23 protein-coding genes and 1 tRNA gene are annotated in these 24,487 nt (G+C 61.0%); 19 read left to right on the forward strand and 5 right to left on the reverse strand.

What is annotated here, in order from left to right; translation table 11 throughout:
- Positions 1 to 10 precede the first annotated feature (10 nt).
- The 11 genes from CHC01_RS07040 (at position 11) to CHC01_RS07090 (ending at position 11,349) form a co-directional block, all read left to right on the forward strand.
- Entirely contained in the window at positions 11 to 931 is a 921-nt protein-coding gene (locus tag CHC01_RS07040) for an ABC transporter permease (RefSeq protein WP_089263508.1), read from the forward strand.
- Between the two features lie 211 nt (positions 932 to 1,142).
- On the forward strand, positions 1,143 to 2,957 hold the full coding sequence (locus tag CHC01_RS07045; protein ID WP_089263509.1) for a dipeptide ABC transporter ATP-binding protein: 1,815 nt from the start codon (positions 1,143 to 1,145) through the stop codon (positions 2,955 to 2,957).
- A 23-nt stretch (positions 2,958 to 2,980) separates the two neighbouring features.
- A complete protein-coding gene (locus CHC01_RS07050; protein ID WP_089263712.1) occupies positions 2,981 to 3,160 on the forward strand; it encodes a DUF4089 domain-containing protein in 180 nt (59 codons plus the stop codon).
- Complete coding sequence (locus tag CHC01_RS07055; protein WP_089263510.1) at positions 3,150 to 4,565, forward strand: AtzE family amidohydrolase; 1,416 nt, start codon at positions 3,150 to 3,152, stop codon at positions 4,563 to 4,565. Before CHC01_RS07050 ends, CHC01_RS07055 begins: the two co-directional genes overlap by 11 nt.
- Before the next feature lies 1 nt (position 4,566).
- The gene (gene hpxZ / locus CHC01_RS07060; RefSeq protein ID WP_089263511.1) at positions 4,567 to 4,965 is read left to right on the forward strand and encodes an oxalurate catabolism protein HpxZ; all 399 of its coding nucleotides are present in this window, start codon (positions 4,567 to 4,569) and stop codon (positions 4,963 to 4,965) included.
- 11 nt (positions 4,966 to 4,976) lie between these two features.
- The gene (locus CHC01_RS07065) at positions 4,977 to 5,702 is read left to right on the forward strand and encodes a GntR family transcriptional regulator (protein ID WP_420878729.1); all 726 of its coding nucleotides are present in this window, start codon (positions 4,977 to 4,979) and stop codon (positions 5,700 to 5,702) included.
- 176 nt (positions 5,703 to 5,878) lie between these two features.
- Positions 5,879 to 7,372, forward strand: coding sequence for an MFS transporter (locus CHC01_RS07070; protein WP_089263513.1), 1,494 nt, complete (start codon positions 5,879 to 5,881; stop codon positions 7,370 to 7,372).
- 10 nt (positions 7,373 to 7,382) lie between these two features.
- Positions 7,383 to 8,198: a trehalose-phosphatase gene (gene otsB / locus CHC01_RS07075; protein ID WP_089263713.1), complete on the forward strand. Its 816-nt coding sequence runs from the start codon at positions 7,383 to 7,385 to the stop codon at positions 8,196 to 8,198.
- A gap of 156 nt (positions 8,199 to 8,354) precedes the next feature.
- Complete coding sequence (locus CHC01_RS07080) at positions 8,355 to 9,827, forward strand: trehalose-6-phosphate synthase (RefSeq protein ID WP_176454508.1); 1,473 nt, start codon at positions 8,355 to 8,357, stop codon at positions 9,825 to 9,827.
- A 214-nt stretch (positions 9,828 to 10,041) separates the two neighbouring features.
- Positions 10,042 to 10,131 (forward strand) — tRNA-Ser (locus CHC01_RS07085).
- 276 nt (positions 10,132 to 10,407) lie between these two features.
- Positions 10,408 to 11,349 (forward strand): DUF2778 domain-containing protein, encoded by a 942-nt coding sequence (locus tag CHC01_RS07090; RefSeq protein ID WP_244558230.1) that lies wholly within the window; start codon positions 10,408 to 10,410, stop codon positions 11,347 to 11,349.
- Positions 11,350 to 11,639: 290 nt separating this feature from the next.
- Here the strand turns inward: CHC01_RS07090 and CHC01_RS07095 are convergent, their stop codons facing one another.
- The 3 genes from CHC01_RS07095 to CHC01_RS07105 all read right to left on the reverse strand — a co-directional run bounded on the left by CHC01_RS07095 (position 11,640) and on the right by CHC01_RS07105 (position 14,514).
- Positions 11,640 to 12,866: an alpha/beta fold hydrolase gene (locus CHC01_RS07095; RefSeq protein ID WP_141137052.1), complete on the reverse strand. Its 1,227-nt coding sequence runs from the start codon at positions 12,864 to 12,866 to the stop codon at positions 11,640 to 11,642.
- 12 nt (positions 12,867 to 12,878) lie between these two features.
- Positions 12,879 to 13,769: an NAD(P)-dependent oxidoreductase gene (locus tag CHC01_RS07100; protein WP_089263516.1), complete on the reverse strand. Its 891-nt coding sequence runs from the start codon at positions 13,767 to 13,769 to the stop codon at positions 12,879 to 12,881.
- A gap of 61 nt (positions 13,770 to 13,830) precedes the next feature.
- Complete coding sequence (locus tag CHC01_RS07105; RefSeq protein WP_089263517.1) at positions 13,831 to 14,514, reverse strand: GntR family transcriptional regulator; 684 nt, start codon at positions 14,512 to 14,514, stop codon at positions 13,831 to 13,833.
- 114 nt (positions 14,515 to 14,628) lie between these two features.
- Between CHC01_RS07105 and CHC01_RS07110 the strand changes: the two genes are divergently transcribed.
- The 6 genes from CHC01_RS07110 to CHC01_RS07135 are packed head-to-tail and all read left to right on the forward strand — an operon-like array spanning position 14,629 to position 19,606.
- The gene (locus CHC01_RS07110) at positions 14,629 to 15,852 is read left to right on the forward strand and encodes an ABC transporter substrate-binding protein (RefSeq protein ID WP_089263518.1); all 1,224 of its coding nucleotides are present in this window, start codon (positions 14,629 to 14,631) and stop codon (positions 15,850 to 15,852) included.
- A gap of 20 nt (positions 15,853 to 15,872) precedes the next feature.
- Complete coding sequence (locus CHC01_RS07115; RefSeq protein WP_089263519.1) at positions 15,873 to 16,733, forward strand: branched-chain amino acid ABC transporter permease; 861 nt, start codon at positions 15,873 to 15,875, stop codon at positions 16,731 to 16,733.
- On the forward strand, positions 16,730 to 17,701 hold the full coding sequence (locus CHC01_RS07120; protein ID WP_089263520.1) for a branched-chain amino acid ABC transporter permease: 972 nt from the start codon (positions 16,730 to 16,732) through the stop codon (positions 17,699 to 17,701). The genes CHC01_RS07115 and CHC01_RS07120 overlap by 4 nt, the downstream gene beginning before the upstream one ends.
- Positions 17,698 to 18,423 carry an ABC transporter ATP-binding protein gene (locus tag CHC01_RS07125; protein WP_089263521.1) on the forward strand — a complete coding sequence of 242 codons (726 nt, stop codon included), beginning with the start codon at positions 17,698 to 17,700 and terminating at the stop codon, positions 18,421 to 18,423. Before CHC01_RS07120 ends, CHC01_RS07125 begins: the two co-directional genes overlap by 4 nt.
- Positions 18,420 to 19,142, forward strand: a complete 723-nt coding sequence (locus CHC01_RS07130) for an ABC transporter ATP-binding protein (protein ID WP_068729680.1) — start codon at positions 18,420 to 18,422, stop codon at positions 19,140 to 19,142. The genes CHC01_RS07125 and CHC01_RS07130 overlap by 4 nt, the downstream gene beginning before the upstream one ends.
- A gap of 59 nt (positions 19,143 to 19,201) precedes the next feature.
- The gene (locus CHC01_RS07135) at positions 19,202 to 19,606 is read left to right on the forward strand and encodes a carboxymuconolactone decarboxylase family protein (RefSeq protein ID WP_068729678.1); all 405 of its coding nucleotides are present in this window, start codon (positions 19,202 to 19,204) and stop codon (positions 19,604 to 19,606) included.
- A gap of 162 nt (positions 19,607 to 19,768) precedes the next feature.
- Here CHC01_RS07135 and CHC01_RS07140 read toward each other — a convergent pair whose 3' ends face one another.
- Positions 19,769 to 20,320 carry a DUF1269 domain-containing protein gene (locus CHC01_RS07140; protein WP_089263522.1) on the reverse strand — a complete coding sequence of 184 codons (552 nt, stop codon included), beginning with the start codon at positions 20,318 to 20,320 and terminating at the stop codon, positions 19,769 to 19,771.
- Positions 20,321 to 20,390: 70 nt separating this feature from the next.
- Positions 20,391 to 20,954, reverse strand: coding sequence for an HdeD family acid-resistance protein (locus CHC01_RS07145; RefSeq protein ID WP_089263523.1), 564 nt, complete (start codon positions 20,952 to 20,954; stop codon positions 20,391 to 20,393).
- Positions 20,955 to 21,980: 1,026 nt separating this feature from the next.
- Between CHC01_RS07145 and CHC01_RS07155 the strand changes: the two genes are divergently transcribed.
- Together CHC01_RS07155 and CHC01_RS07160 are read left to right on the forward strand one after the other, a co-directional pair.
- The gene (locus CHC01_RS07155) at positions 21,981 to 23,807 is read left to right on the forward strand and encodes a metallophosphoesterase family protein (protein WP_089263525.1); all 1,827 of its coding nucleotides are present in this window, start codon (positions 21,981 to 21,983) and stop codon (positions 23,805 to 23,807) included.
- A gap of 176 nt (positions 23,808 to 23,983) precedes the next feature.
- Positions 23,984 to 24,454 carry a DUF992 domain-containing protein gene (locus CHC01_RS07160; protein ID WP_089263526.1) on the forward strand — a complete coding sequence of 157 codons (471 nt, stop codon included), beginning with the start codon at positions 23,984 to 23,986 and terminating at the stop codon, positions 24,452 to 24,454.
- Positions 24,455 to 24,487: the final 33 nt, after the last annotated feature.

The raw sequence follows: 24,487 nt of genomic DNA on the forward strand, positions 1-24,487 counted from the left end.
GGTGTAAACCATGAACGCTGTCACGCCTGTCGATTCCGAAGCCGTTCCCGCGTCGCAGCCTGCGCCCGCAAAGCGTACCTCCGGCTTTGCCGCGACGCTGTCACACACCCGTTACATCCTCGGTGAAAACCGCGTCACGGCGTTTGCATTCGGCCTGCTGGTGCTGATCGTGTTCGCAGCGCTGTTCGGTCCTTACATCGTACCTTACGATCCGCTCGCCAGCGACACGGCGCAGGCGTTGAAGGCGCCATCTGCGGCGCACTGGTTCGGCACCGATCAGCTCGGCCGCGATATTTTCAGCCGCGTCATCGTCGCGACCCGGCTTGATTTCTTCATCGCGATTGCCTCGGTCATCCTGGTGTTCGCCATGGGCGGCCTCGCCGGTATCGCGTCGGGCTATTTCGGTGGCTGGACCGATCGCATCGTCGGCCGCATCGCCGATACGATCATGGCGTTTCCGCTGTTCGTGCTGGCCATGGGTATCGTCGCCGCGCTCGGCAACACCGTACAGAACATCATCATTGCGACGGCGATCGTGAACTTCCCGCTCTATGCGCGTGTTGCGCGCGCCGAAGCCAATGTCCGCCGCGAGGCGGGCTTCGTGCAGGCGGCGCGGTTGTCGGGCAATAGCGAGATGCGCATCCTGCTGGTGCATATCCTGCCGAACATCATGCCGATCATGATCGTGCAGATGTCGCTCACCATGGGCTATGCCATCCTCAATGCCGCGGGCCTCTCCTTCATCGGCCTCGGTGTGCGGCCTCCGACCGCGGAATGGGGCATCATGGTCGCGGAAGGCGCGTCCTTCATGGTGTCGGGCGAATGGTGGATCGCATTATTTCCTGGTCTCGCGCTGATGATCGCGGTGTTCTGCTTCAATCTGCTCGGCGACGGTCTGCGCGACATCGTCGATCCGCAGCGACGGACGTAACGATGCAAGCACACTCCGCAGATCGCTTTCTTAACCTCTCCCCGCTCTGCGCGGGGAGAGGTCGACGCTCGCGTAGCGAGCGGCGGGTGAGGGGCAGGGCACTGACCTCGCCATCAACGCAGGTGTTTGCGGATCGCAAGAGCCCCTCACCCCAACCCTCTCCCCGCAAGGGCGGGGCGAGGGAGCCTACCGAGCACGTGGAGACATCGGCATGACCGCTCAACCGCTTCTCGACGTCAGCGATCTCACTGTCGAATTCGCCACGCGACGCGGCATCGTCAAGGCGGTGCAGCACGTCAATATCTCCGTCGCCAAGGGCGAAACTCTGGGCATCGTCGGCGAGTCCGGTTCGGGCAAGTCGGTGACGTCCTATGCGGTGATGCGCATTCTCGACCGGGCCGGCAAGATCGCCGAAGGCTCGGTGATGTTCTCCGGCGTCGACATCAAGGGCGCAACCGAGAACCAGATGCGCGACCTGCGTGGCCGCGAAATCTCGATGATCTTTCAGAACCCGCGGGCGGCGCTGAATCCGATCCGGAAGGTCGGTGACCAGATCGAGGACGTGTTGCGGCAACATGCGCAGGCCGGTAGCGCAGACCGCGCGGAGAAAGCCATCGAGGCGCTGGAGCAGGTCAAGATCGCGCGCCCGCGCGAGCGCTATCACGCCTATCCGTTCGAACTCTCGGGCGGCATGTGCCAGCGCGTGGTGATCGCATTGGCGCTGGCCTGCAATCCACAGCTCCTGATCGCTGACGAGCCGACCACCGGCCTCGACGTCACGACGCAGAAGGCCGTGATGGATCTCGTCGTCGAGCTCACCAAGAGCCGCGGCATGTCGACCATCCTGATCACCCATGATCTCGGCCTTGCCGCTGCCTATTGCGACCGTGTCGTGGTGATGGAAAAGGGCAGGGTGGTCGAGACGGCACTGTCGGCCGATATCTTCGCCAATCCGAAACACGCCTATACCAAGAAGCTGATGCAGGCGACGCCGCGGCTTGGCGTCTCGCTGCGCGACCTGCTGCCGGCCGAAGAACGCGCGGCGATGCCAGTGCAGGCTCTTCTTACCTCTCCCCGCTTGCGGGGAGAGGTCGACGCGCGTAGCGCGTCGGGTGAGGGGGAGCCGGCGAGTGAATCTCTGATTCCCCCTCACCCCGACCCTCTCCCCGCAAGCGGGGAGAGGGAGCAGAAGCCCCTTCTCACCGTCGAAAATCTGGTCAAGGAATATGCCCGCCAGGGCGCGACGGCCTCACTCGCCAAACTGTTCTCGCGCAAGCCGCCGACAGAGCCGGACAAGTTTCGTGCTGTCGATGGCATCAGCTTTACGGTCGGCCATGGCGAGAGCGTCGGCCTTGTCGGCGAATCCGGCTGCGGCAAGTCCACGACGTCGATGATGGTGATGCGGCTGATCGACAAGACCTCGGGCCGCATCTCGTTCGATGGCGACGAGATCGGCGAGATTGCGCCGAACTCTTTTGCGCGGCTGCCGCTGCGCAAGAGCATCCAGATGGTGTTTCAGGATCCCACGGACAGCTTGAATCCTCGTTTCACGGCGGCGCGGGCCATCGCCGATCCGATCATGCAGCTCGGCGATATCAAGGGCTCCGATGCATTGCGTGCAAAATGCGAAGACCTCGCGCGACAGGTGGGGTTGCCGCTCGAGTTGCTTGATCGCTTTCCGCACCAGATGTCCGGCGGCCAGAAGGCGCGTGTCGGCATTGCTCGCGCCATCGCGCTGCAACCCAAGCTGATCATCCTGGATGAGCCGACGGCGGCGCTCGACGTCTCCGTCCAGGCGGTGGTGCTGAACCTGCTGCAGGACCTGAAACAGTCGATGGGGATGAGCTATTTGTTCGTATCGCACGATTTGAATGTGGTGCGTTTGCTGTGCGATCGTGTCATCGTGATGCGCACGGGGCGGATCGTCGAGCAGGGCCTGACCGAAGCCGTGCTGGATGCGCCGCAAGATGCTTATACGAAGGAGCTGCTGTCGGCGATCCCGCATCCGCCGCTGCCGGTTCACTGATACGAATGATCGAGAGAGGGACCGTGGCCGAACCGCTTGATGACTATATCGACGCTGTCGCCGGGGCGTTGGGACTGCCGATTGAAGACGCGTGGAAGCCATCCGTCCGTGCCAATCTCGCGGTGACGCTGAAGATGGCTAAAATGGTCGACGAATTTGCGCTGCCAGATGAAACCGAGCCGGCGAGCATCTATGCAGCTTGATCCGGTCATCACCCCCGAAGGCGATTGGCGCCCGGCGTCCGACATCGCACAGGCAGTCGCCGCGAAGAAAATCTCGGCGCTCGCCGTCACGGAAGCTGCGCTCGCGCGCATCGCTCAGCACAATCCGGTCCTGAACGCATTCACCGATGTCACCGCCGATCGCGCGCGCGCCACGGCGAAGGCGCTGGATGCCGCGATTGCCGCCGGTCAAAGCGTCGGCCCGCTTGCAGGCGTGCCGTTTGCGGTGAAGAACCTGTTCGATGTCACTGGCCTGCCGACCCGCGCCGGCTCCAAAATTAATCGTGATCGTCCGCCCTCGACCCGCGATGCGACGCTGGTCGAGCGCATGGAAGCCGCGGGCGCCGTCTTGGTCGGCGCGCTCAATATGGGCGAATACGCCTATGATTTTACGGGCGAGAACATTCATGACGGGCCGTCGCGGAATCCGCATGACGTGACCCGGATGACCGGCGGCTCATCGGGCGGTTCCGGCGGCGCAGTCGGCGGCAGTCTCGTGCCGATTGCCTTGGGGTCGGACACCAACGGCTCGATCCGCGTGCCGTCGTCGTTTTGCGGTATCTTCGGCCTGAAGCCGACTTATGGCCGGCTGTCGCGGGCGCGCTCGTTTCCGTTTGTCGCGAGCTTCGATCATCTCGGCCCGTTCGCACGATCGGTCGAGGACCTCGCGCTGTCCTACGATGCCATGCAGGGACCCGATGCCGAGGATGCTGCATGTTCGACGCGCGTCATCGAGTCTGTGACGGCGCTGATTGGACAGGATATCGGCGGCCTCCGTATCGCTGCAGCCGGCGGATACTTCCGCAAGAACCTGTTTCCGGAGGCCCAGGAGGCGGTTGCGCGTGTCACCAAGGCGCTCGGCGTCACACGCGATATCGAGCTGCCCGAGGTCGCCCGTGCGCGGTCGGCGGCCTATGTCATCTCGACCGTCGAAGGCGCCTCACTGCATCTGGATCGCTTGCGCACACGCCCCAACGACTTCGACCCGGCGGTGCGAGACCGCTTGCTGGCCGGCGCCATGGTGCCGGCGCCGCTGGTCGACCGCGCGCAGAAATTCCGTCGCTGGTACCGCGCCAAGGTGCTCGAACTGTTTGGGGATGTCGATGTGATCATCGCGCCGGCAACGCCTTGCGTCGCGCCGAAGCTCGGTCAGGCAACGTTTGTGCTCGATGGCATCGAACTGCCAGTGCGGGCCAATATCGGCATCCATACCCAGCCGATCTCTTTCATCGGTCTGCCCGTCGTCGCCGTCCCGGTGCCGCTCGATCCGATGCCGGTCGGTGTGCAGATCATTGCCGCGCCGTGGCGGGAAGACATCGCGCTGCGCGTCGCTTATGCTTTGGAGCGGGCCGGCGTCGTTGCCGCGCCCCGCGCAAAAGGGTTCTGACATGGACATCGATCTGCCGGACGTCATCGCCGAAGTGGGCGCCGCTTTCGCACGCTATGAGAAGGCACTGACGACCAACGACACGGCGGTGCTTGGCGAGTTGTTTCGCAACGATCCGCGGACGCTCCGTTACGGCATGGGCGAAAACCTCTACGGTTATGACGAGATCCAGGCCTTTCGCGGTGCACGCTCGCCGGTTGGATTGATGCGCCGCACTGCGCGCACGGTGATTTCCGCCTATGGCCGCGACACTGCGGTCGCCTCGACGCTATTTTATCGCGACACGGCTCCGGGTAAGGTCGGTCGACAGATGCAGACGTGGATCCGCTTTCCGGAAGGCTGGCGAATCGTGGCGGCGTCTGTCAGCCTGATCGACGAACCGCAGGGCGCCAAGGGATGAGTTTCGACGACATGCTGATCCAGCCGGGGAAGCCGCGCCGCAAGGCGGGCATCGCCGGGCCGGTCAGCCGGGTTGACCGTGCCGGGACTATCACCGGCAAGATGACGCGCGCCGAAGAACTCCGCCTGCAACTGGCCGACGAGATCGTGCGCGGCGTGCTGCCCCCCGGTACCTCGCTCGACGAAACCGATCTGGCACAGCGTTTCAATGTTTCGCGCACGCCCGTTCGTGAAGCGCTGCGCCAGCTCACGGCCAGCGGCCTTGTCGACTCGCGCGCGCATCGCGGCGCCGTGGTGGCACAGCCATCGATCGATCGCCTCACCGGCATGTTCGAGGCAATGGCAGAGCTCGAAGCGATATGTGCCGGCCTCGCCGCCGAACGGATGCCGGCCGTGCAACGTCACGGGTTGGAGGCCATTCACGAAGAGCTGCGGGTGCTGAGCTATGACGGCAATCCGGATCGCTTCCATGAAGTGAACGAGCGTTTTCACAACGCGATCTATGCGGGCTCGCAGAACGAATATATCGCCGAGATAACGCTTGCGACCCGGGTTCGGGTGCAGCCGTTCCGGCGCGCGCAGTTCCGCAATCTCGGCCGTCTTGCCAAGTCGCAGGCCGAGCACGACCGGGTCGTCGTCGCCATCATGCGCGGCGATCGCAATGGCGCCGCGGCGGCGATGCGCGCCCATATCGAGCTGGTGCGCGGCGAATACGAGCATTACGCCGTTTCGCTCTAGGTCCCACCTCCCCCGCATAAAATGGGAACCAACGCGTTCTTCGTGGGTTGTTTCACGGAGAATGTAACCCTCTGGCGCTGAATCACCCGTCACCGCAAGGTTTCGGGCTTTTCGCGTTGATGTCGATTTCCGCTTGTCCGTGGGGGTAGCAAACAAATGCTCAGGAGCAAGGCGGCATGGCTTATCTGAGCAGCGCGGATATCGCGGTTTCGCCGGTGCCGAGCCAGACGTCAGCTTCTGACTCGGATCGTATCATCGAAACCGATATTCCCGCGCGTCTGGATGCGCTGCGCTGGAGTGGCTTTCACACACGGGTTGTCTTGGCGCTCGGTATTACATGGATACTCGACGGCCTTGAGGTGACGCTGGCGGGGGCGCTATCCGGCGCGCTGAAGGAAGATCCGGCGTTGAAGTTTTCGAACCTCGATGTCGGCTTTGCCAACAGCGCTTATCTTGCAGGCGCTGTGATCGGCGCGCTGGGCTTCGGCTGGCTGACGGACCGCATCGGTCGGAAGAAGCTGTTCTTCATTACGCTTGCGCTTTATCTCACGGCGACTGCCGCCACGGCGCTGTCATGGAATCTTGCCAGCTATGCCCTGTTTCGATTCCTGACGGGCGCCGGCATTGGCGGGGAATATACCGCGATCAATTCGACGATTCAGGAGCTTGTCCCGGCGCGTTATCGCGGCTGGACCGATCTGGTGATCAACGGCAGCTTCTGGCTGGGAGCGGCTATGGGCGCCGTTTGTGCCATTGTCCTGCTGGACCCCGCAGTGATTTCGCAAGCCTATGGCTGGCGGCTGGCCTATTTCACCGGTGCTATTCTGGGTCTCATCGTGCTGTTCATGCGGATGTGGATTCCGGAAAGCCCGCGATGGCTGATGATCCATGGTCAGCCGCAGCGCGCCGAAGAGATCGTGGCTGAGATCGAAATCTCCGCGCATCAGAAGGCCAAGCCGTCGGTTTTGGCCGCGCTGCCGAAGATCAGGCTGACGATGCGCGATCATACGCCGCTGAAGGAAGTCGCGCAGACACTGTTCGTGCTGTATCGGCAGCGGTCGCTGGTCGGACTCGTGCTGATGGCGTCGCAGGCGTTTTTCTACAACGCGATCTTCTTCACCTATGCGCTGGTACTGACGGATTTCTTCGGTATCCCGTCCAACCATGTCGGCTGGTATATCCTGCCGTTTGCCGCAGGCAATTTTCTTGGACCGCTGCTGCTCGGCCGGCTGTTCGATACGCTCGGGCGTCGCGTCATGATTGCGGTGACCTACGGGATGTCGGGCATCTTGCTTGCGATCTCCGGCTATCTGTTCTCGATCGATGTGTTGAGTGCACAGACCCAGACCATCGCCTGGATGATCATCTTCTTCTTTGCGTCGCCGGCGGCGAGTGCGGCCTATCTCACCGTCAGTGAGACGTTCCCGATCGAGGTGCGCGCATTGGCGATCGCTGTCTTCTACGCGATCGGCACCGGGATCGGCGGCGTTGCCGGCCCGGCGCTGTTTGGCGTGCTGATCGATACCGGGTCGCGCAATAGCGTGTTTGCCGGCTACCTGTTTGGCGCTGTTCTGATGATCGTGGCTGCGATTGTCGGCTGGCGCTATGCCATCGCGGCGGAACGCCAGCCGCTTGAATCAGTTGCACGGCCGCTGGCCGTGGTGGAGTAACTTCATGAACATGTCTCAGAAAATTATCGAAATTCCTGTCGACGATGCGCCGCATTCCGAAGAGGTACTGTATCCGGGTGCGGAATTGCCGCGGCTTAGCGAATGTGCGCTGCTGCTCGATATCGACGGTACGCTGCTCGATCTGGCGCCGACGCCGCGTGAAGTGTGGGTGCCGCCGGATCTGGCGACGTCCATGGGCAAACTGCTGCAGCGCACGAATGGCGCCATGGCGCTTGTCTCAGGTCGCTCGATCAACGACATCGATCTGATTTTCGCGCCGATGCAATTCCCGGCGGTCGGCGGCCACGGCGCTGAAATGCGACTATCGGCAGAGAATGAATCGGTCGCGTCAGGCGCGCCGCCGATGGACAAGGAATTGAAGCGTCGCCTTGCTGCCATTGCGAAGTTGAGCCCGGGCATTCTGCTCGAGGACAAGGGCTATGCGCTCGCGCTGCACTATCGTCTCGCACCGCATGCGGAGAAGGCGATCTATGATGCGGTTTCCGCGATCCGTGCCGATCTCCCAAATGCGCCGATCGAAGTGCTGCCCGGCAAGGCTGTCTGCGAGATCAAGCCGGCTGGTGTAACCAAGGCGACGGGCGTGATCGAATTGATGACGCATGAGCCGTTCAGTGGGCGCCGTCCGATCTTCATCGGCGATGATGTCACCGATGAATCTGTATTTGCGATCATGCCCGGCATGAATGGTCTCGCATTCTCCGTCGGTCGCCGTGCGCAAGGTGTGTCGGGTCACTTCGACGAGCCGCGCGATGTGCGCGCATGGCTCGCGCGCTTGCTGGTCGACGATGCAGCCAAATCGAAGTGATTCATCTCATGTCTTGATACCGATGCAGATGGAACTCACTGAAAGGTGAGTTCCATCGTCGCGTGCCCGAATTTGGTTTCAATTGGGTCGAATGGTGACGAGGAACCATATTGATGAACGGACGTTTATCAATGTGTGCAATCAGGAGGGGACCCTGTGAATCTCGTCGTAGTCTCAAACCGAGTATCGCGCGCTTCGGCGAATGAGCCGATGACCGGCGGTCTGGCAGCAGCCTTGCTGCCCGTGGTGGAGAAATCTGGCGCGATTTGGGTGGGTTCCAGTGGTCGCGTGCGCGATGGCGCGCAGAAGGAACCGTTTGCCGAAATTGAGGCGCTGGGCGCCGGTGCGCTGGCGATGCTCGATCTGCCTGCGGCGCATTACGGTGGCTATTACGAAGGCTTCGCCAATTCGGCGCTTTGGCCTGCACTGCATTCCCGTACCGACCTGATCTCCACGTCGCACGATGATTATCAGTCGTATCGTGAAGTGAATTCGTTCTTCGCGCGCGCGCTGCTGCGGTTCCGCAAGCCCGATACCGCTTTCTGGATTCAGGATTACCATTTCCTTGCGCTCGGCGCAGAATTGCGCGCGCTTGGCGTGACGCATCCGCTGGGTTTTTTCCTGCATACGCCGTGGCCGGCACGCGATATTTTTGGCGGCGTGCCGCATCATCGCGAACTGGTCGAGGCAATGCTCGCTTACGATCTGATCGGCTTCCAGACCGAAGGTGATCGCGACAACTTCCTGTCTTATGTCGATGGCGAGCTCGGCCTGGACACGACGGGTGGTGTGGTGATGTCGCGTTACGGCGTGTCGCGCTGTGCGGTATTTCCGATCGGCATCGATCCCGCGAAGTTTGCTGCGCATGCCGCCAAGGCGGCGTCGCATCCAGATGTGTCGCGGCTGCGCCGCAGCCTGAACGGCGAGAAGCTCGCCATCGGCGTCGATCGCGTCGATTACTCCAAGGGCCTCGTCAATCGTCTCGATGCATTCGATCGCATGCTGACGCGGCAGCCACAGCTCAAGCGCACGGTCTCGCTGTTGCAAATCGCGACGCTGTCGCGCGGCACGATCGAGGCCTATGGCGATCTGCAGAACCAGCTTGCGAAGCTGGTGAGCGATATTAACGGGCGTCACGGCGAAGTTGACTGGACGCCGATCCGCTATCTCAACAAGGGCTTCAGCCAGACCGTGCTCGCTGGCCTCTATCGCACCGCGCAGGTCGGCCTCGTTACGCCGCTGCATGACGGCATGAATCTGGTCGCCAAGGAATATGTCGCTGCGCAGAACCCGGTCGATCCCGGTGTGCTGGTGCTGTCGAAATATGCCGGCGCCGCCAACGAGCTCGATACGGCCCTGCTGGTCAATCCGCATGATGTGGACGGCATGGCGCGCACCATCGCGACCGCATTTTCGATGCCGTTGCTGGAGCGCCGGATGCGCTGGGAAGCCATGATGGCGAAGCTGCGCGCCGGCACCATTCAGGACTGGTTCGCCGATTTCGTCGAGGCGCTTCAGCAAGCCCATGTCGCCAATGACAAGACGCCGGTGGAAACGCTGCCGGTTGAGCCGGCCGTACTCTGGCCGGTCCAATCGCTGGGCGCTGGGGTCGGTAGCCGGTTCCACTGAGCCGCGGCGCCGCCCAGGCGAAATGGGGAGGTCCCCCGCTGGCGCGGGGGCAGTGCCGACGCATCGCAAGCCGATTCGCCGCTCGCCAGGGCCAGCAGGTGGCGCCAAGGCTCCCCCGAATTCCCTATATCCTTCAATAATTTGAGAAAAACCGCCGGGCCGGGCCGGCGGTCCCTTGCAAATCTCGCTCCGGCCCGTCATGAGAAGGCGCGCCGGAGAGATGGCCGAGTGGCTTAAGGCGCACGCTTGGAAAGCGTGTGTGCGGGAAACCGTACCGTGGGTTCGAATCCCACTCTCTCCGCCAGCACCCCTCCTAACCAGCTGATCTATTTGCGAGCCGGCCGTCGTCCTTCCGCGCCCCGCGCGCGGTAACAGGATGACGTCTGCGTCGATGGCTGGGTTTTTAGCGAGCCTGTTTAGGCAGGCTGAATTGGAAAAGGAATCTCTCGCTCTGGGAGACGGACCTTCCGGAGTGACGCAAAGTCTGGCAAGGCCAAAATGGCCTAATACGTCAGGCTCGTTGGCTTGATTTAAGCTTGAATTATTGGGTAGCCTTTTTGCGTCGCGTCCGGGGCATCAATTGCGTAGATCTCGAATTGTTATCGCTGCTGCGTCTGTCGGAGCCCTCGCTGCGGCCCTGACGTTATGCGCGTATGTTCGAGAGCCTCAAAATGTACTGAGCTTCTTTAAGGCCAAAAATCCAAGTAGTCCCCAGCTCGACGACGTCTCGTTCGTTCAGCGTTTTCCGCAAGCGTTTGATTTTGAAGTGTCGGCTTCTAATGTCGAATTAGAAGTTCAGCGGGCTAAGTCGCAGCTCGCGCAAGCAATGCGATCGCCGCCAGTGCTTCCCGCCGACAGCTCGCTCGGAATCTCGGCGGCGAATGGAAAAGTGCCGCTACCGAGAGTCCGACCGTCGGCGGCCAATTTGATTGCTGTGTCTCTGCCCGATCAAGCGTCAACACCGTCTGATCCTTTGTCCAACGTAAGCGCAGCACTTAAAAAAGTCTTCGCGATGCTACAGCCGTCTGAAACTGTTTTGGCATCTGCGTCACCCGAGGGTGGAATCTCCGGTGACGGAAAGGACAGTGCACCTCCAACGTTGGCGGAAACGCGAACGGCGCTTTACGATATTTCCGCGCGCACCGTTTACATGCCCGACGGAACGCGGCTCGAGGCTCACTCCGGACTTGGCGAACTGATGGACGATCCAACGCAAGTCCACGTCCATGATCGAGGCGCGACGCCACCGCAGATATATGAACTGAGCAAGCGAGAGAAGCCGTTTCACGGCGTTGAAGCATTGCGAATGAAGCCGGTGGGTCAAGGTGATCTGTTTGGCCGCGCCGGATTGCTTACGCACAGCTACCTGATGGGACCAAAGGGAGATTCGAACGGTTGCGTATCGTTCAAGGACTACGCAACGTTCTTGCAGGCCTACAAGGCAGGCGCCGTGAAGAGATTGATCGTCGTACCGAGCCTGGCCGATCCGACCGTTATGGTGGCACAAAAAACGTCGATGTAGCCGTGTCTGTGAATACTCAGATATCGCACCGACTTGAGATTGATCTTCAGAACTAATTTTCGCCCAGATTTAGATTGGTAGTATGCCAACGCCGAATCGGGGGATTCGCATATGACACCCAGTGACTACGCGCGAATGGCGAAAAATTGCGCTGAGCGAGCTGACGCCTTGGAGCCCGGCCCGAAGAGAGACGAGTTGCTTAAGAAAGCACAGCAGTTTCGTTTTTACGCGAAGGTCGAAAATTGGGTGGCGTCACCGGGGCTGCAACCTCCGGATTGAATCTTGCGCATTTAAAGCGGCAAACGACGCAGTGCTTGGAAGACGGGACGCAGATAGTCCAGCATCTTTGGCGGGTTCTCCGTCATCGGAAAATGCCCGAGCTCCGGCATCTCGGTCACCACGGCACCCTCGATCCATTCGGCAAGCGCGTAGGCATCGCTCACGGTGGCAGAGAAGTCGTAGTGACCGATCAGGAGATGCACCGGGATCTTGTGGCCATCGATGAGCTTGGCGGTCTGCTCGCCGTCGAACTCGTCCGAATAGAAAGCCAGATCGCCGTCATAGATGCCCGGCGCACCCTGCGAATAGATCCAGGCGGCGCGGCGGCGGTCTTCGGCGGGGCTGGATGGGCTCATCAATCCGCGCACATAGGCTGCCGAATGCCAGCCGCCATTGACGCGTGCATGCGTGAGATACTCGTTCCGACGGCCGCGTGGGCGCACAGGCGCTTCGAGCGCGATCACGGCTTTCACGAGATCAGGTCGCTCTGCGGCGAGCGCCATGGCGATGCCGGCGCCCATCGAGCAGCCCATCACCACAACGGGTTCGCCGATCGCCTGTTCGATAAAGCTCGCGCACCAGTCCAGATAGGTCGGCTGATCGAGCTGATAGATGCTGCCATCCCAACCGGCGGGTGGCATGGAGCGGCCGTGTTGCGGCATGTCGAAGCCGATCAGGCGCCAGTCGCGCCCGAGTTCGGGATCGCACATCACGCCGTGAAACTGCCGCGTATCCGCTCCGGCTGTGTGGAGGCACAGCACTGGCCTGCCGGTACCCGTGGCCTCTGAATAGATTTCGGCAATCTGCCCGCCGGCGCTGTGCACGCGGTGATAGCGGCCCTCAAGGCGCGTGAGATCGACTTCGACTGCATGCGCGGCCGGCGTCGTCAGATTCGCAAACACGGCTTCTAGAAATGCGCGGGCCTGTGCAATGACCAGCGCATCGCCGCTCACGGTGAAGCTGGTGTTGCGCAGCTGGATCGATGAAAATGAATGATAGGTCGGCGGCGGGCAGGGCGCCAGCACCTTCAGCCATGCTGTGGCTGGTCCAGATAGCGCGATATCCGGCGCATTGCTGGGTATACTGACAACCGGCTGGTTGTTGCGACAAGCGATCGCGACGGCGGCCTCATCGATCCCAAACTGAATTTCAAGATCCAGTCCGCGCGCAAAAGACTGCACCTCCGGCGCGGCAATCGCGACCGCAAGTCGATTGCGAAGCTCGTCGATCAGGCCCATGCCCAACGTTACCTACTTCCTGGCAGTGAGATAGCGGCCAATCTCGACATGGTCGGCCGACGGTCCGAGTTTCTCCAGCGCAGCATCCCACAATGCGGCGACTTCGTCTGCCAGCGGCGCGCTGACGCCGATCTGGTGTGCGAGCTCGTCGGCGGTGCGGATATCTTTCGCCATCAAGGCCAGCCCAAATCCCGAAGTGTATTTCTCTGGGATGATGAACTGCTTGAGCTTGTTCTCGGTCGAGTTGTTGCGCCCGGTGGAGGCGTTCAGCACGTCGACAAGGACATTCGGATCGATGCCGAACTTTCCACCGATGGCAACGGCTTCGGCGGCAGCGGCGAGGCCTGCTGCCGAGACGTAGTTGTTCAATGCCTTGGCGGCGTGACCGGAGCCGAGCGGGCCGGTGCGGAATACCGACTTGCCCATGGCATTCAGCACGGGATCGGCGCGATCGATGGTCTTGCCGTCGCCGCCGGCCATGATCGCCAGCGTGCCGTCGACGGCGCGTTTCACGCCGCCCGACACCGGTGCGTCGATGAAAGCAAGGCCTGCCGCGATCAGTTCTTCGCCGAGCGCGCGCGTGCCCATCGGAGCGGAGGAGCTCATATCGATCACCACCGTGCCCGGCGCGAGCTTCGCCTTGAAGCCTTCGACGGCGGCGCGCACGATCTTGCCGTCGGGCAATAGCGTGATGACCGCAGCTGCATCCTTGACGGCTTCATCGACTGTCGCAGCCGACGTCCCGCCGGCTTCGGCATATTTGGCGCGCGCTTCGGCGAATGTATCGAACCCGACGACCTGATATCCGGCGCGCGCAATGCATGCGGCCATGGGGCGTCCCATATTGCCGAGGCCGATTACTGCGATCTTGGCGGGCGGATTGATGGCGGCTGAATTCGACACGGGCGTTCCTCTTCAAGTTCTTATTTTAGTCGATATCTGGCGCGGCAGGTGATCGCGCTTGTCAGGGATTATCGCGCCGCAGCGCTTCCAGCGCTATCGCGGCGGCATTCTTGATGTGCTGGACGCAAGCCTGCTCGGCACTATCTTCGTCGCCGGCCTCGATCGCGACAAGGATGGTCTCGATTTCGGCAAGACTGCGGCCGATGCGATTGGACTGGGTCATCGATGTCATGCGCAGTACCGTGACGCGGTTCAGCAGCATCTTCAGAAAGCGTTCGACGAAAACATTGCCGCAGCCTTCGAGCAGCGCAGCATAGAATTCAGTCTTGGCGGCCAACAGGTCGCTGCGGTCTTCCTGACCGGCAACGGCGCCCATCTGGACGAACTGTTTGCGCAATCGTCCGATGATCACCGGGTCGCGCAGCCGCGCACATTCACGGCCGGCATAGCCTTCCAGCAGCGCGCGCAGATCATAGAGCTGCTCGGCTTCCTCGACGCTGATGGTGCTGACGATCGGGCCGCGATGCGGGATCGTGGTGACGAGGCCCTCTGCCTCCAGTTGCCGGAGCGCCTCGCGGATCGAGGTGCGGCCGACGCCGACCTGCTCGCACAGTTCACGCTCGATCAGCCGCTGGCCAGGCTTGAACAGCCCGCTACCGATTGCAGAGCGTAGTCGGTTTTCAACCAGCAGTCGCAGGCTGGTCGACTCCCGCGAGACATTCAGGTCCGATTCGATCTTTGCCATGCGTCAAGTTGACCGCCTATCAGACAATCTGTCAAGCAGCTTGACCGCTCGTCTGTTTTATGTCGAATTGCTGACGAAGCCGCAAAGGCCGTTCTGCATTCGGAGAAAACGCCCATGTCCAAGACAACCTCCCATCGTGGTGGCCTGAGCCGACGTTCGCTGCTCGCCGGAACCGCGTCTCTGCTGGCCAGCCCGATGATTGTTTCGTCGGCACGCGCGCAGGCGAAGCCGGTCAATATCGGCGTGATCATGCCGCTGTCGGGCGCCAATGCGCAGTTCGGCATCAATTCGCGCAACGGCATCGAATTGGTGGCCGACGAGATCAACGCAGCCGGCGGCATCAAGGCGCTCGGCGGTGCCAAGATCAATCTGATCGTGGCGGACGCGACCTCGACGCCCACCACCGCGGGCACCGTCGCGCAGCGCCTCATCACCCAGAACGAAGTGACGGCGATCCTCGGCGCATTCGCGTCATCGCTGACCATTGCTATTTCGGAAGTCACGGAGCGCCGTGACATTCCGCTGCTCACTATGTCCTTCGCCGACCAGATCACCGGTCGCGGCTTCAAGAACATCTTCCAGATCGTCGCCAAGGCATCGGCGCTCGGCAAGGCGCAGCTCGACTACACGCTGGCGATTGCGCAGGCATCCGGCGCCAAGATCGACAAGATCGCGATCATGTATGAAGACACCGCCTATGGCACTGCGCAGGCGGCCGGCCTTCGTGCTGCTGCCAAGGCAGCCAATATCGACATTGCGATGGACGATGCCTATCCGCTGGGGATCACCGACACCACGCCGTTGATCAACAAGCTGCGTGCGTCCGGTGCCCAGGCCGTCTTCCCGGTGTCCTATCTCAACGACAGCCTGCTGCTGATCCGCACAATGCGCCAGCAGCGCATCACGATCCCGGCCATCGGTGGTGCTGCCGGTTATGTCATTCCGGATTTCGAGAAGGGTCTCGGCGAATTCGCGGAGAACGTGCTCTCGATCGCGCCAGCCAATTACGATCTCGCGCCGGATCTCACCGAGCGTTTCCGCAAGCGCTTCGGTTACTTCATGGTGCATGAGGCGTTGGAACACGCCGTCGCGCTCGACGTGCTGGTGCAGGCCATCGAGAAGGCGAAGTCGGCCAAGGCTGAGGACGTCACCATGGCGCTGCGCGGTGCGAAGTTCACCGGTGGCTGGACCAAGGCGATGACCGGCGGCGCCGTCGAATTCGACAGCACCGGCCTCAATACCCTGTCCGTTCCCGTCATGGCGCAATGGCGCAACAAGGAGCTCGTCACGGTCTGGCCGAAGGACGTCGCCAAGGGCACCGCGGTCTGGAAGTCCTGACGAACTGAAGAAAGATCGCAGTGTCATTTCTACAAGCAATAATCGATGGGTTGTTGGTCGGCGGCGTCTACGCCGTCATCTCCATCGGCCTGACGCTGGTTTATGGCGTGATGGGCATCGTGAATTTCGCGCAGGCGGAATTCCTGATGATCGGCATGTTCGTATCGTGGTTCGCCTGGGCCTATCTCGGCCTTGATCCGGTGCTGGCCGCGCCGCTGTCCTTTGCGGTCGCATTCGGGATTGGCTGGCTGGTGCAGGGGCAGTTGATTGCGCGCGTGTTGAAGGCACCGTCGGTCGCGCAGATCTTCCTCACCGTTGGACTGTTGATCGTCATCGAGAACGGATCGCTGTTGCTGTTCGGCTCGCAGTTTCGTTCGGTAACCACGTCCTATCAGACCATGTCGCTGTCGCTCGGCGCGCTGTTCATCAGCGTGCCGTATCTGATCGCCTTCGGCATGTCGCTGGCCTGTGGTCTGGCCCTGTGGTGGTTCATGCGCACGAGCTGGTTCGGCCGCGCCATGCGCGCGACGGCGCAGAACCCGATGGCTGCGCAGCTGATGGGGATCGATACGGCATTGATGTACAAGATCGCCTTCGCACTCGGCGTCGGCCTCACGGCCTTCGGCGGCGCGGTGATCCTGCCTTATGTCACGGTATTTCCCGGGGTCGGTGGCCAGTTCGTCGTGCTGATGTTCACCGTCGTTGTGCTCGGTGGTCTCGGCAGCGTTGCGGGAGCGGTGGTCGGCGGATTGGCTGTGGGCGTCATTCAGGCATTGTCGTCGCTGTTTTTCCCGATCCAGTTGCAGAACCTCATTCTGTTCATCGTCTTTATTTTCGTGCTCGCGGTGAGGCCGCAAGGCCTCGTAGGAGCATCCCGATGAAACGCTGGATCGCAATTCTGGCTGTGATCGCCATTGCGGCTGTATTGCCGCTGCTGCTCAGCCCGACCGGATACTGGATCCGCGTGCTCACCTTTACGCTGCTATTCGCGGCGATGGCGCAGGTCTGGAATATCATCGGTGGCCTGGCCAATCAGACGTCGCTCGGCCACGCCGCCTTCTTCGGCATCGGCGCCTATACGTCCACCATCCTGGTGCTGAAATTCGGCATCAGCCCGTGGATAGGCATGTTCGCCGGCGGCTTCCTCGGTGGCATCGCCGCGCTGATCATTGCCGTTCCGACCATGCGACTGCAGGGCCATTACTTTGCTCTGGCAACGCTGGCGTTCGGCGAAGTGATGCGCGTCATTGCCAATGTCTGGACATCGCTCACCGGCGGACCGGTCGGCCTCTCGGTGCCGTTCGTGCCGCCCAGCATTGCTGCCTATTCGTTCAAGCAGCTATTGCCGCATGCCTATATCGCGCTGATCGCCTTGATCATTGTGACGGTCATTTTTGAATGGATTCGGCGCAGTGCCATGGGCTATCGGCTGCGCGCCATCAAGGAAAACCCGGCCGCTGCGGAAGTGATCGGCATCGACACCACCAAGGTGAAGCTGCAGACCGCTGTGATCTCCGGCGTCCTGATGGCCATGCTGGGCACGCTCTATGCGCAGGTCGCCGTGTTCTTCGATCCGGATACGGTGTTCAGCGCAGCATCCATCTCCATCCGCGTCGCGTTGATCGCCATTCTGGGCGGCGTCGGTACGGCGGTCGGTCCGATCCTCGGCGCGCTGTTCATCATTCCGGTCGAGGAGCTGATGAACGATCTGTTCTCGTCGGGCGCAGCGGGTCTTTCGCAACTGATCTTCGGCGTCATCCTGATCGCCGTCATTCTGTGGCGTCCACGTGGCTTCATCACGGTGTTCGACACGCTGATGGCACGCTTCTCGAGCAAGGCACGCTCATGACAATTCTCGATGTGCGTGGCATCTCGCGTCGTTTCGGCGGGCTTCAGGCGCTGTCCGACGTGACCTTCTCGGTACCGAAAGGCCAGATCGTCGGCCTGATCGGCCCGAATGGCGCCGGCAAGACGACGTTCTTCAGTACACTGGTCGGCCTCATTCGCCCGGACAGTGGCTCCATTCAACTCGACGGCACCAGTGTCGTCGGCCAGAAGCCGCATAGGGTTGCGGCGCTTGGCATGACCAAGACGTTCCAGAACGTGGCGCTGTTTGCCGAAAGTTCGGTGCTCGACAACGTGCTCACCGCAGGCTTGTTGCGCCACGATGTGGAGACTGCGCGCAAGGAGGCGTTGATCTGCCTCGACCGCGTCGGGCTCAAATCCGTTGCCCACAAGCTCGCCGGCAATCTCTCGTTTCCCGAGCGCGCGCGCGTCGAACTGGCACGCGCATTGTGTACCGGCCCCAAGGTGCTGCTGCTCGATGAGGTGATGGCTGCGCTCAATCCGGTCGAAATGCAGGAGATCATGGACCTGATCCGCTCGCTGCGCGACGACGGCATCACGCTGCTGGTCGTCGAGCATCATATGCGCGCAATCATGACGATCTGCGATCGCATCCTGGTGCTGAATTTCGGTCGCCTCCTGGCCGATGGCACGCCGGAGCAGGTGGCGAACGATCCGGTGGTGGTGGAAGCCTATCTCGGCCGTTCGATGGAGGCCCATAAATGAGTGCGTCTCAGCCATTGCTCGAGATCAAGGGCCTCAATGCCGGTTACGGCGAGATCGAAGTCCTGCACGGCATCGATCTACAGATGTTCGAAGGCGAGTTCGTCTGCATCATCGGCGCCAATACCGCCGGCAAGAGCACGATCCTTCGCGCGATCTCGCGCCTGGTGCCGCATGTCACCGGCACGTTGCGTTTTGCAGGCAATGATCTGTCGAGCCGTGCCTCGCATGACATCCCAACGCTGGGCATCGCGCATGTTCCCGAAGGACGCCACGTGTTTTCGGATATGATGGTGGAAGAAAACCTGATGCTCGGTGCCTTCACCGCACGACATGCCAAGGATCTGTCGTCGCGCATGGAAGGCATCTTCGAACTGTTCCCGCGTCTGCGCGAGCGGCGCGGCCAGTTGGCCGGCACGCTGTCGGGCGGTGAGCAGCAGATGGTGGCTGTCGGGCGCGCGCTCATGCTGCAGCCGAAGCTGTTGCTGCTGGACGAACCGAGCCACGGTCTGGCACCGAAGGTCGTCGAAGAGATGCACGACGCCTTCACCAAGATTCACAGCCGTGGAACCTCGATCCTGCTGGTGGAGCAGAATGTCGGACTGGCGCTTGATGTCGCGACACGCGGCTATGTGCTGGAAAGCGGTCGCATCGCGCTGCAGGGCACGTCTGCAGAATTGAACGAAAATCCTGCCGTTCGCGCGGCCTATCTCGGCATATGATCGAGGCAGACGGGCGAACGACGTCGAACCCTGGCAATCGCAAACAGAAGGAAGAAAATATGAGCTACGATCAGACGATCACCCTCGGCGGGATGTTCGATATCGGTCTTGCCGCACGGCGCGAAGTGCTTGGTGCTGCCTATGTCGACAAGTCGATGCAGTCGACCAATGACTTCATGATGTCGTTCCAGCACATCACCACCGAATGGTGCTGGGGCTACGCCTGGAATCGTCCGGGCCTCGATCGCAAGACCCGCAGCATGCTGAACCTCGCAATGCTGACGGCCCTGAACCGTGCGCCGGAAATCAAGCTGCACACGCGCGGCGCAATCACCAATGGCGTCACGGTTGACGAGATCAAGGAAGTGCTGCTGCACGCCACGGTCTATTGCGGTATCCCGGCCGGCCTCGATGCCTTCAAAGCCGCCAACGAAGTGCTCAAGGAAATGGGTAAGGTGGAGTAAGCCGCCGGCCTAACAACGACACCTCAAACGCAAATTCAACAGTCCGCTTGATCTGCGCAAGATCAGGCGGACTTCGTTATTCGCGGCAATGATACGCACAAGAGCATTGGCGCAGATATCTACGCCGGACGCTTCTGTTGTACCCATGCCAGTCCCGCAAACTCAGGCAGCGGGCTTGGATGCCGTGGTCGTGGACGCCGCTGGTGCTGCCTGAGCCTGGGGCTCGGTTGTGGCCTTGGCGAGCGCGTTCCTGAGCGCCTGCTCCTTGGCATCGTCCAGGGACGTCTTCAGCACAGTGCCGCCGGCGTCCTGGATTTCCTTGAGCACCTTGTCTGCAGTGATGCTCTTGATGAGAACGAACAGCGCTGCATTTCCCGGCTGAAGGTTTGCCGATAGTTCCTTCATGAAATCGTCATTGATGCCATAGTCCGTCAATGCGCCGCCCAATGCACCGGATGCGGCGCCCAGTGCAACGCCCAGAAGGGGATTCAGGAACAGCACGCCGATCAATAATCCCCAGAAGCTGCCGGAGGCCGCACCGGCCATGGTGGTGTTCATCAGCTGGTTCAGCTTGACCGGACCGGCTTCGGTTTTCACCGCGATAACGGCATCGCTGATCGTGATCAGATATTCCTTCTGCAGCTTGAACAGACGCTGCCGTACCTCTTCGGCTTTTGCCTCGGATGGATAGATGATCGCAACGAGATCTGACATTTCTATTCCTCCTGACTGAGAGATTTCTATGGTGCCACGTGGCCTTCGTCGTTGATGGTTCCTTCTGCCGCTATGCTGCCTTGGTTCTCAGTTGCCATGCGTAAGCGAGCCACGCCAGACCGTGGGAGATCATGTCGACGGCCAGCAGAGAGCCGAGGACCCACAGGCCCGTCCTGGGAAAACCTGTCAGAATAACCAGACCTGCCAGAACGCCGAACAGTCCTGAAGCCAGCATGATCCAGCCCCCTTTGCTCCAGCGGCTAAATCCAAGCAGCACGCGAATGACGCCGGAAACCAGCAGCAATATACCGAGGACATAGGTGAGGATGATCGCGCTGGCGACGGGCTGTTGCACCAGAACGATGCCGAATGCGACGTAGAGAATGGCGAGGAGGATCTGCCACAGAAATCCTCCCCATCCCTTGGTCCAGAACGCATGGATCATTTCGAACACGCCAGCGGCAATGGCCGTCCAGCCGATGAACAGCGTGCTGATGACGGTGGCGAGAACGACATCGCCGAGGATCAGGAACCCGGCCAAAATCAGAACGATGCCAAGCAGTACGCATATCCAGAACGGCGGTGAAGACAAGCCGGTGACGCTTACCGAGGAACTATTGCCATACGTCGTCATCTTGTCCTCCCGCTCCTGCGCTGCTTTTGCGCTATGATTTGAGGCCGCTCGTGTCACCGCGCATGCGCTTCATGCCATCAGCGCCAAGCGCAGACGCGGCGACCATGGCGCCACCAACACACACGGCGACGACGTCGCCACGATCGATGCGGGTGGTGAAGGACCCTGCGTGGCGGCCGGCCCGCCACAACCACCTGGGCGTTTTCGGTGAGGGGCTCCAACTTGTTGGCAAGGTCTTTCTGCAGCGGGATTGGCGCGGCCTTGGCAGTCGTCAGAAAGACGCTCGTGCCAAGGCCCGTGGCGACCGCGCTGAACAGAAGGCCCTGCAAGAGGTTTCGCCGATCCATCGCTTCCATAGAATTTCTCCTTTCACGGATAGAAAAGGAACGTCAGGGATATAAGGGGGCACCGGAACTGCACGGCAGAGCCGATAATCGTAGCGACTCCGAATGGCGACGGCATCGCAAGATCAACGGTGAGGCGCGGACGTGCATGGGCCCGCAAATGGCGGCCGCGAATGATAGTTCACCCATGAAAGCAGTTGTGAAGCGGCGATGGGCTTCAGGCGCCAGCCCTTGAACAGTCTCCGACCAGGTCGATTGCCCAGTCGGGACATCAGGCCGTTCAGCCTGTGTTGCGATCGATTGCGAGTCCATGGGACTCCGTTCCGGCTTTTTATCAGCCTGATTTTTGATATCGCACGGGGCGAATGGATATTACCAAAGGCGTAGTCCGTCAATCAGAACGGGAAGATGCGCTCGATATGGGTATGCCTCGCTGTCTCAATTTTCAGAAGTCTTGAACCGCCTAATTAAATCTGCATGCCGCAACATGTTCGAGAAATTGAGTGATATTTTCAGTGACCTGTCTCTATTTGCCGCGCTCATCTCTCGCCATGCTTCGGTAATTACATCATACGAGCGGTGATGTTGCATCGGGTCAAACCCTGACGCGCGCGGATGTCGTCGAAGATGTGATAGCGTCACTCTGGTGACAGGAACATGCCTGCTCACAAGAGGCGATGCCATGAAGAGAGGGGATGCGGGAGACGACGAGCCAACGAAGGAGTGGAACAGGGAAACGATCGACCCGCGTAGGGGCGATATCGAGGACGATGCCGCCAGTCCTGAACAGCGAACCCTGCTCTCGATGGCCGGGAGCCTGCTTGTCGAAGTCAGTCTGCCGAAGCTCCTGTTTGCCTGGACAGTATCGCTGTTACTGCCGGCGGTGTCGTTGGGCCTCGCGGCATTGGTTGCTTCTGCCTGGCTCTCAACTCTGTCGGACAAGGTTCTCGTGTTGACGGAGATCGGCGCGTTCCTGGTGGCGATCGGAATCGTCGCGCTGGGGTGGATCGGCTGGAAGCCTCTGTTTCGGGTCGCCGAGATCAATTTCTGGTCTCTTAACGCGCTTGCCATCCAGCCGGGATATGTCTTCGGCCGTGAAGGGCTACAGCATCTGACGGAGAAGGTGCTGGGAAGACATCTGACCGTGCATGGAAGGGCGCGGCTCCGCGCGGTGAATTCGGCCGCGGCAGGAATCGCCATCTCCATCTGCGCTGTGGCGGTCGCGATGTGGGCGTGGCCAGCCTCGCGCTGGACGGGAAGCCTCGAAGATCTTGGTGTTCCTCATCGTTTGATTATTCCGACGCTGGCAAATGCCGCAGTCTTGATATGCGGCTACCTTGCCGGCGCATCGCTTGTCTGGGGTCTGGCCGATGCCCGTATGGCGCAGCCGGTGGACATTGTCGCGTTCGATGCAGCGCCGGCCCACACCAGCATCTGGCGTGTGGCTCACTTGTCGGACCTCCATGTGGTTGGCGAACGATACGGGTTTCGCATTGAAAGCGGGCGCGCCGGGCCGCAGGGAAATGAGCGTCTGCAGCAGGTGATGGCGCGGCTGGCCGCCATTCACGCCGTTGATCCTCTCGACCATGTACTGATCAGCGGCGATATGACTGATGCCGGACGGGCGACCGAATGGGCGGAGTTTCTGGACGTCCTGTCACACTATCCGGACCTCGTCGCGCGCACCTTCGTGCTGCCCGGAAATCACGACATCAATATCGTGGACCGGGCGAATCCGGCACGGCTGGATCTACCGTTCAGTCCGGGCAAACGGTTGCGACAGGTCCGCACACTTTCGACCATCGCTGCCATTCAGGGCGATCGTGCGTTTGTTGTGAAAGACGGGAAAGGCCATACAACAACACTGAACGACGCGTTGGTGCCGTATCGCCGTCAGATGGCCGATTTCGCGGATCTCGGTGGTCTGCAGCGTGCAGCCCGGTTACGTGGGGTCTTCGATGACTTGTATCCGATGGTGGTTCCGCCTCTGGAGGAGAATGATCTCGGCATAGCGCTGCTGAACTCCAATGCTGAAACACACTTCTCCTTCACCAATGCACTTGGCCTCGTCTCGATCGAGCAGACCCGCCGGCTGGAGGCTTTTATCGCTCAGTTCCCGAAAGCGCGCTGGATAATCGCATTGCATCATCACCTGATGGAGTATCCGATGCCAGTGACCGCGTTCGCGGAACGCATCGGAACGGCCGTGATCAACGGCAGCTGGTTTGTACGTCGGCTGGAGGCCTTTGCCGATCGGGCTGTCGTCATGCACGGACATCGCCATATCGACTGGATCGGCACCTTTGGTTCGTTGAAGGTCATTTCGGCTCCGTCACCGGTCATGGGCGCTGCTGATGCGACCAGCACGCACTTCTATATTCACAGGCTTGCGGCAGGGCCGGGTGAGCAGCTTTGCTTGCTTGAGCCGGAGCGGATCGACGTGCTGGTGGGCGCGCTTGACCATGCGAATGCAGCGGAGGATACGACCGCCAGATCATCGATCGCGTAATGCGATCACTCGCAATCGTCTGCGGAAATGTATCGACCAGAAGAACCGCGTCGAACGGCATCGCATCGTAACTATTCGAATCGAAATCGAGTCAGCTTGCGAGTTGTGCCTGACGTGGCGATCTTGCGGCGCTGAATAGCCACTGCCATATTCTCGCGCAGAAAGTGGAGGCTCCCATGATCAAGAAGGCCCTGCTTGGACTTTTCGGTGCATCCCTTTTGCTTTGCGTTTCATCGCTGCCGGCTTCCTCTGCCGCATTCAGGGCGGGAACGCTGACATGTATGAGCAACCCCCGGATTGGATTGATTATCGGTTCACGTCAGACGCTGCGATGCGTGTTCAGGGTACGAAATGCGTCACGGCAGTACATCTATGAGGGAACGGTGCGCCGCATCGGCCTGGATCTCGGAGTAACTCCATCGAGCGCGTTGGTCTGGCGGGTCTTCGCCCGGAACTCACAGGTCGGCCGGGGTACGCTCCGTGGAAATTACGTCGGCGCGAGTGGGAGTGTTGCGTTTGGCCCGGGTCTGGGCGCGAATGTTCTGATCGGGGGATCTCGCAGGACCGTGATGCTCCAGCCACTGTCGCTTGAGCGCCAGATCGGTGTGAGCCTTGCCGCGGGAATAGCGACGATGACGTTACGCTAGCGTCACTGAACTGATTTTTGTTGCCGGCGCAGC

It is taken from the genome of Tardiphaga sp. OK246, from assembly GCF_900188215.1.
GTDB classification, from domain to species: Bacteria; Pseudomonadota; Alphaproteobacteria; order Rhizobiales; family Xanthobacteraceae; genus Tardiphaga; species Tardiphaga robiniae.

What these genes read in the sequence shown, in the direction of transcription:
- CHC01_RS07155 (WP_089263525.1), top strand. Translation starts at nt 21,981, where the DNA reads ATGAAGAGAGGGGATGCGGGAGACGACGAGCCAACGAAGGAGTGGAAC.
- CHC01_RS07105 (WP_089263517.1), bottom strand. Translation starts at nt 14,514, where the DNA reads ATGGCAAAGATCGAATCGGACCTGAATGTCTCGCGGGAGTCGACCAGC.
- CHC01_RS07065 (WP_420878729.1), top strand. Translation starts at nt 4,977, where the DNA reads ATGCTGATCCAGCCGGGGAAGCCGCGCCGCAAGGCGGGCATCGCCGGG.
- CHC01_RS07055 (WP_089263510.1), top strand. Translation starts at nt 3,150, where the DNA reads ATGCAGCTTGATCCGGTCATCACCCCCGAAGGCGATTGGCGCCCGGCG.
- CHC01_RS07135 (WP_068729678.1), top strand. Translation starts at nt 19,202, where the DNA reads ATGAGCTACGATCAGACGATCACCCTCGGCGGGATGTTCGATATCGGT.
- CHC01_RS07160 (WP_089263526.1), top strand. Translation starts at nt 23,984, where the DNA reads ATGATCAAGAAGGCCCTGCTTGGACTTTTCGGTGCATCCCTTTTGCTT.
- CHC01_RS07140 (WP_089263522.1), bottom strand. Translation starts at nt 20,320, where the DNA reads ATGTCAGATCTCGTTGCGATCATCTATCCATCCGAGGCAAAAGCCGAA.
- CHC01_RS07145 (WP_089263523.1), bottom strand. Translation starts at nt 20,954, where the DNA reads ATGACGACGTATGGCAATAGTTCCTCGGTAAGCGTCACCGGCTTGTCT.
- CHC01_RS07095 (WP_141137052.1), bottom strand. Translation starts at nt 12,866, where the DNA reads ATGGGCCTGATCGACGAGCTTCGCAATCGACTTGCGGTCGCGATTGCC.
- otsB (WP_089263713.1), top strand. Translation starts at nt 7,383, where the DNA reads ATGTCTCAGAAAATTATCGAAATTCCTGTCGACGATGCGCCGCATTCC.
- CHC01_RS07120 (WP_089263520.1), top strand. Translation starts at nt 16,730, where the DNA reads ATGAAACGCTGGATCGCAATTCTGGCTGTGATCGCCATTGCGGCTGTA.
- hpxZ (WP_089263511.1), top strand. Translation starts at nt 4,567, where the DNA reads ATGGACATCGATCTGCCGGACGTCATCGCCGAAGTGGGCGCCGCTTTC.
- CHC01_RS07045 (WP_089263509.1), top strand. Translation starts at nt 1,143, where the DNA reads ATGACCGCTCAACCGCTTCTCGACGTCAGCGATCTCACTGTCGAATTC.
- CHC01_RS07040 (WP_089263508.1), top strand. Translation starts at nt 11, where the DNA reads ATGAACGCTGTCACGCCTGTCGATTCCGAAGCCGTTCCCGCGTCGCAG.
- CHC01_RS07070 (WP_089263513.1), top strand. Translation starts at nt 5,879, where the DNA reads ATGGCTTATCTGAGCAGCGCGGATATCGCGGTTTCGCCGGTGCCGAGC.
- CHC01_RS07125 (WP_089263521.1), top strand. Translation starts at nt 17,698, where the DNA reads ATGACAATTCTCGATGTGCGTGGCATCTCGCGTCGTTTCGGCGGGCTT.
- CHC01_RS07110 (WP_089263518.1), top strand. Translation starts at nt 14,629, where the DNA reads ATGTCCAAGACAACCTCCCATCGTGGTGGCCTGAGCCGACGTTCGCTG.
- CHC01_RS07130 (WP_068729680.1), top strand. Translation starts at nt 18,420, where the DNA reads ATGAGTGCGTCTCAGCCATTGCTCGAGATCAAGGGCCTCAATGCCGGT.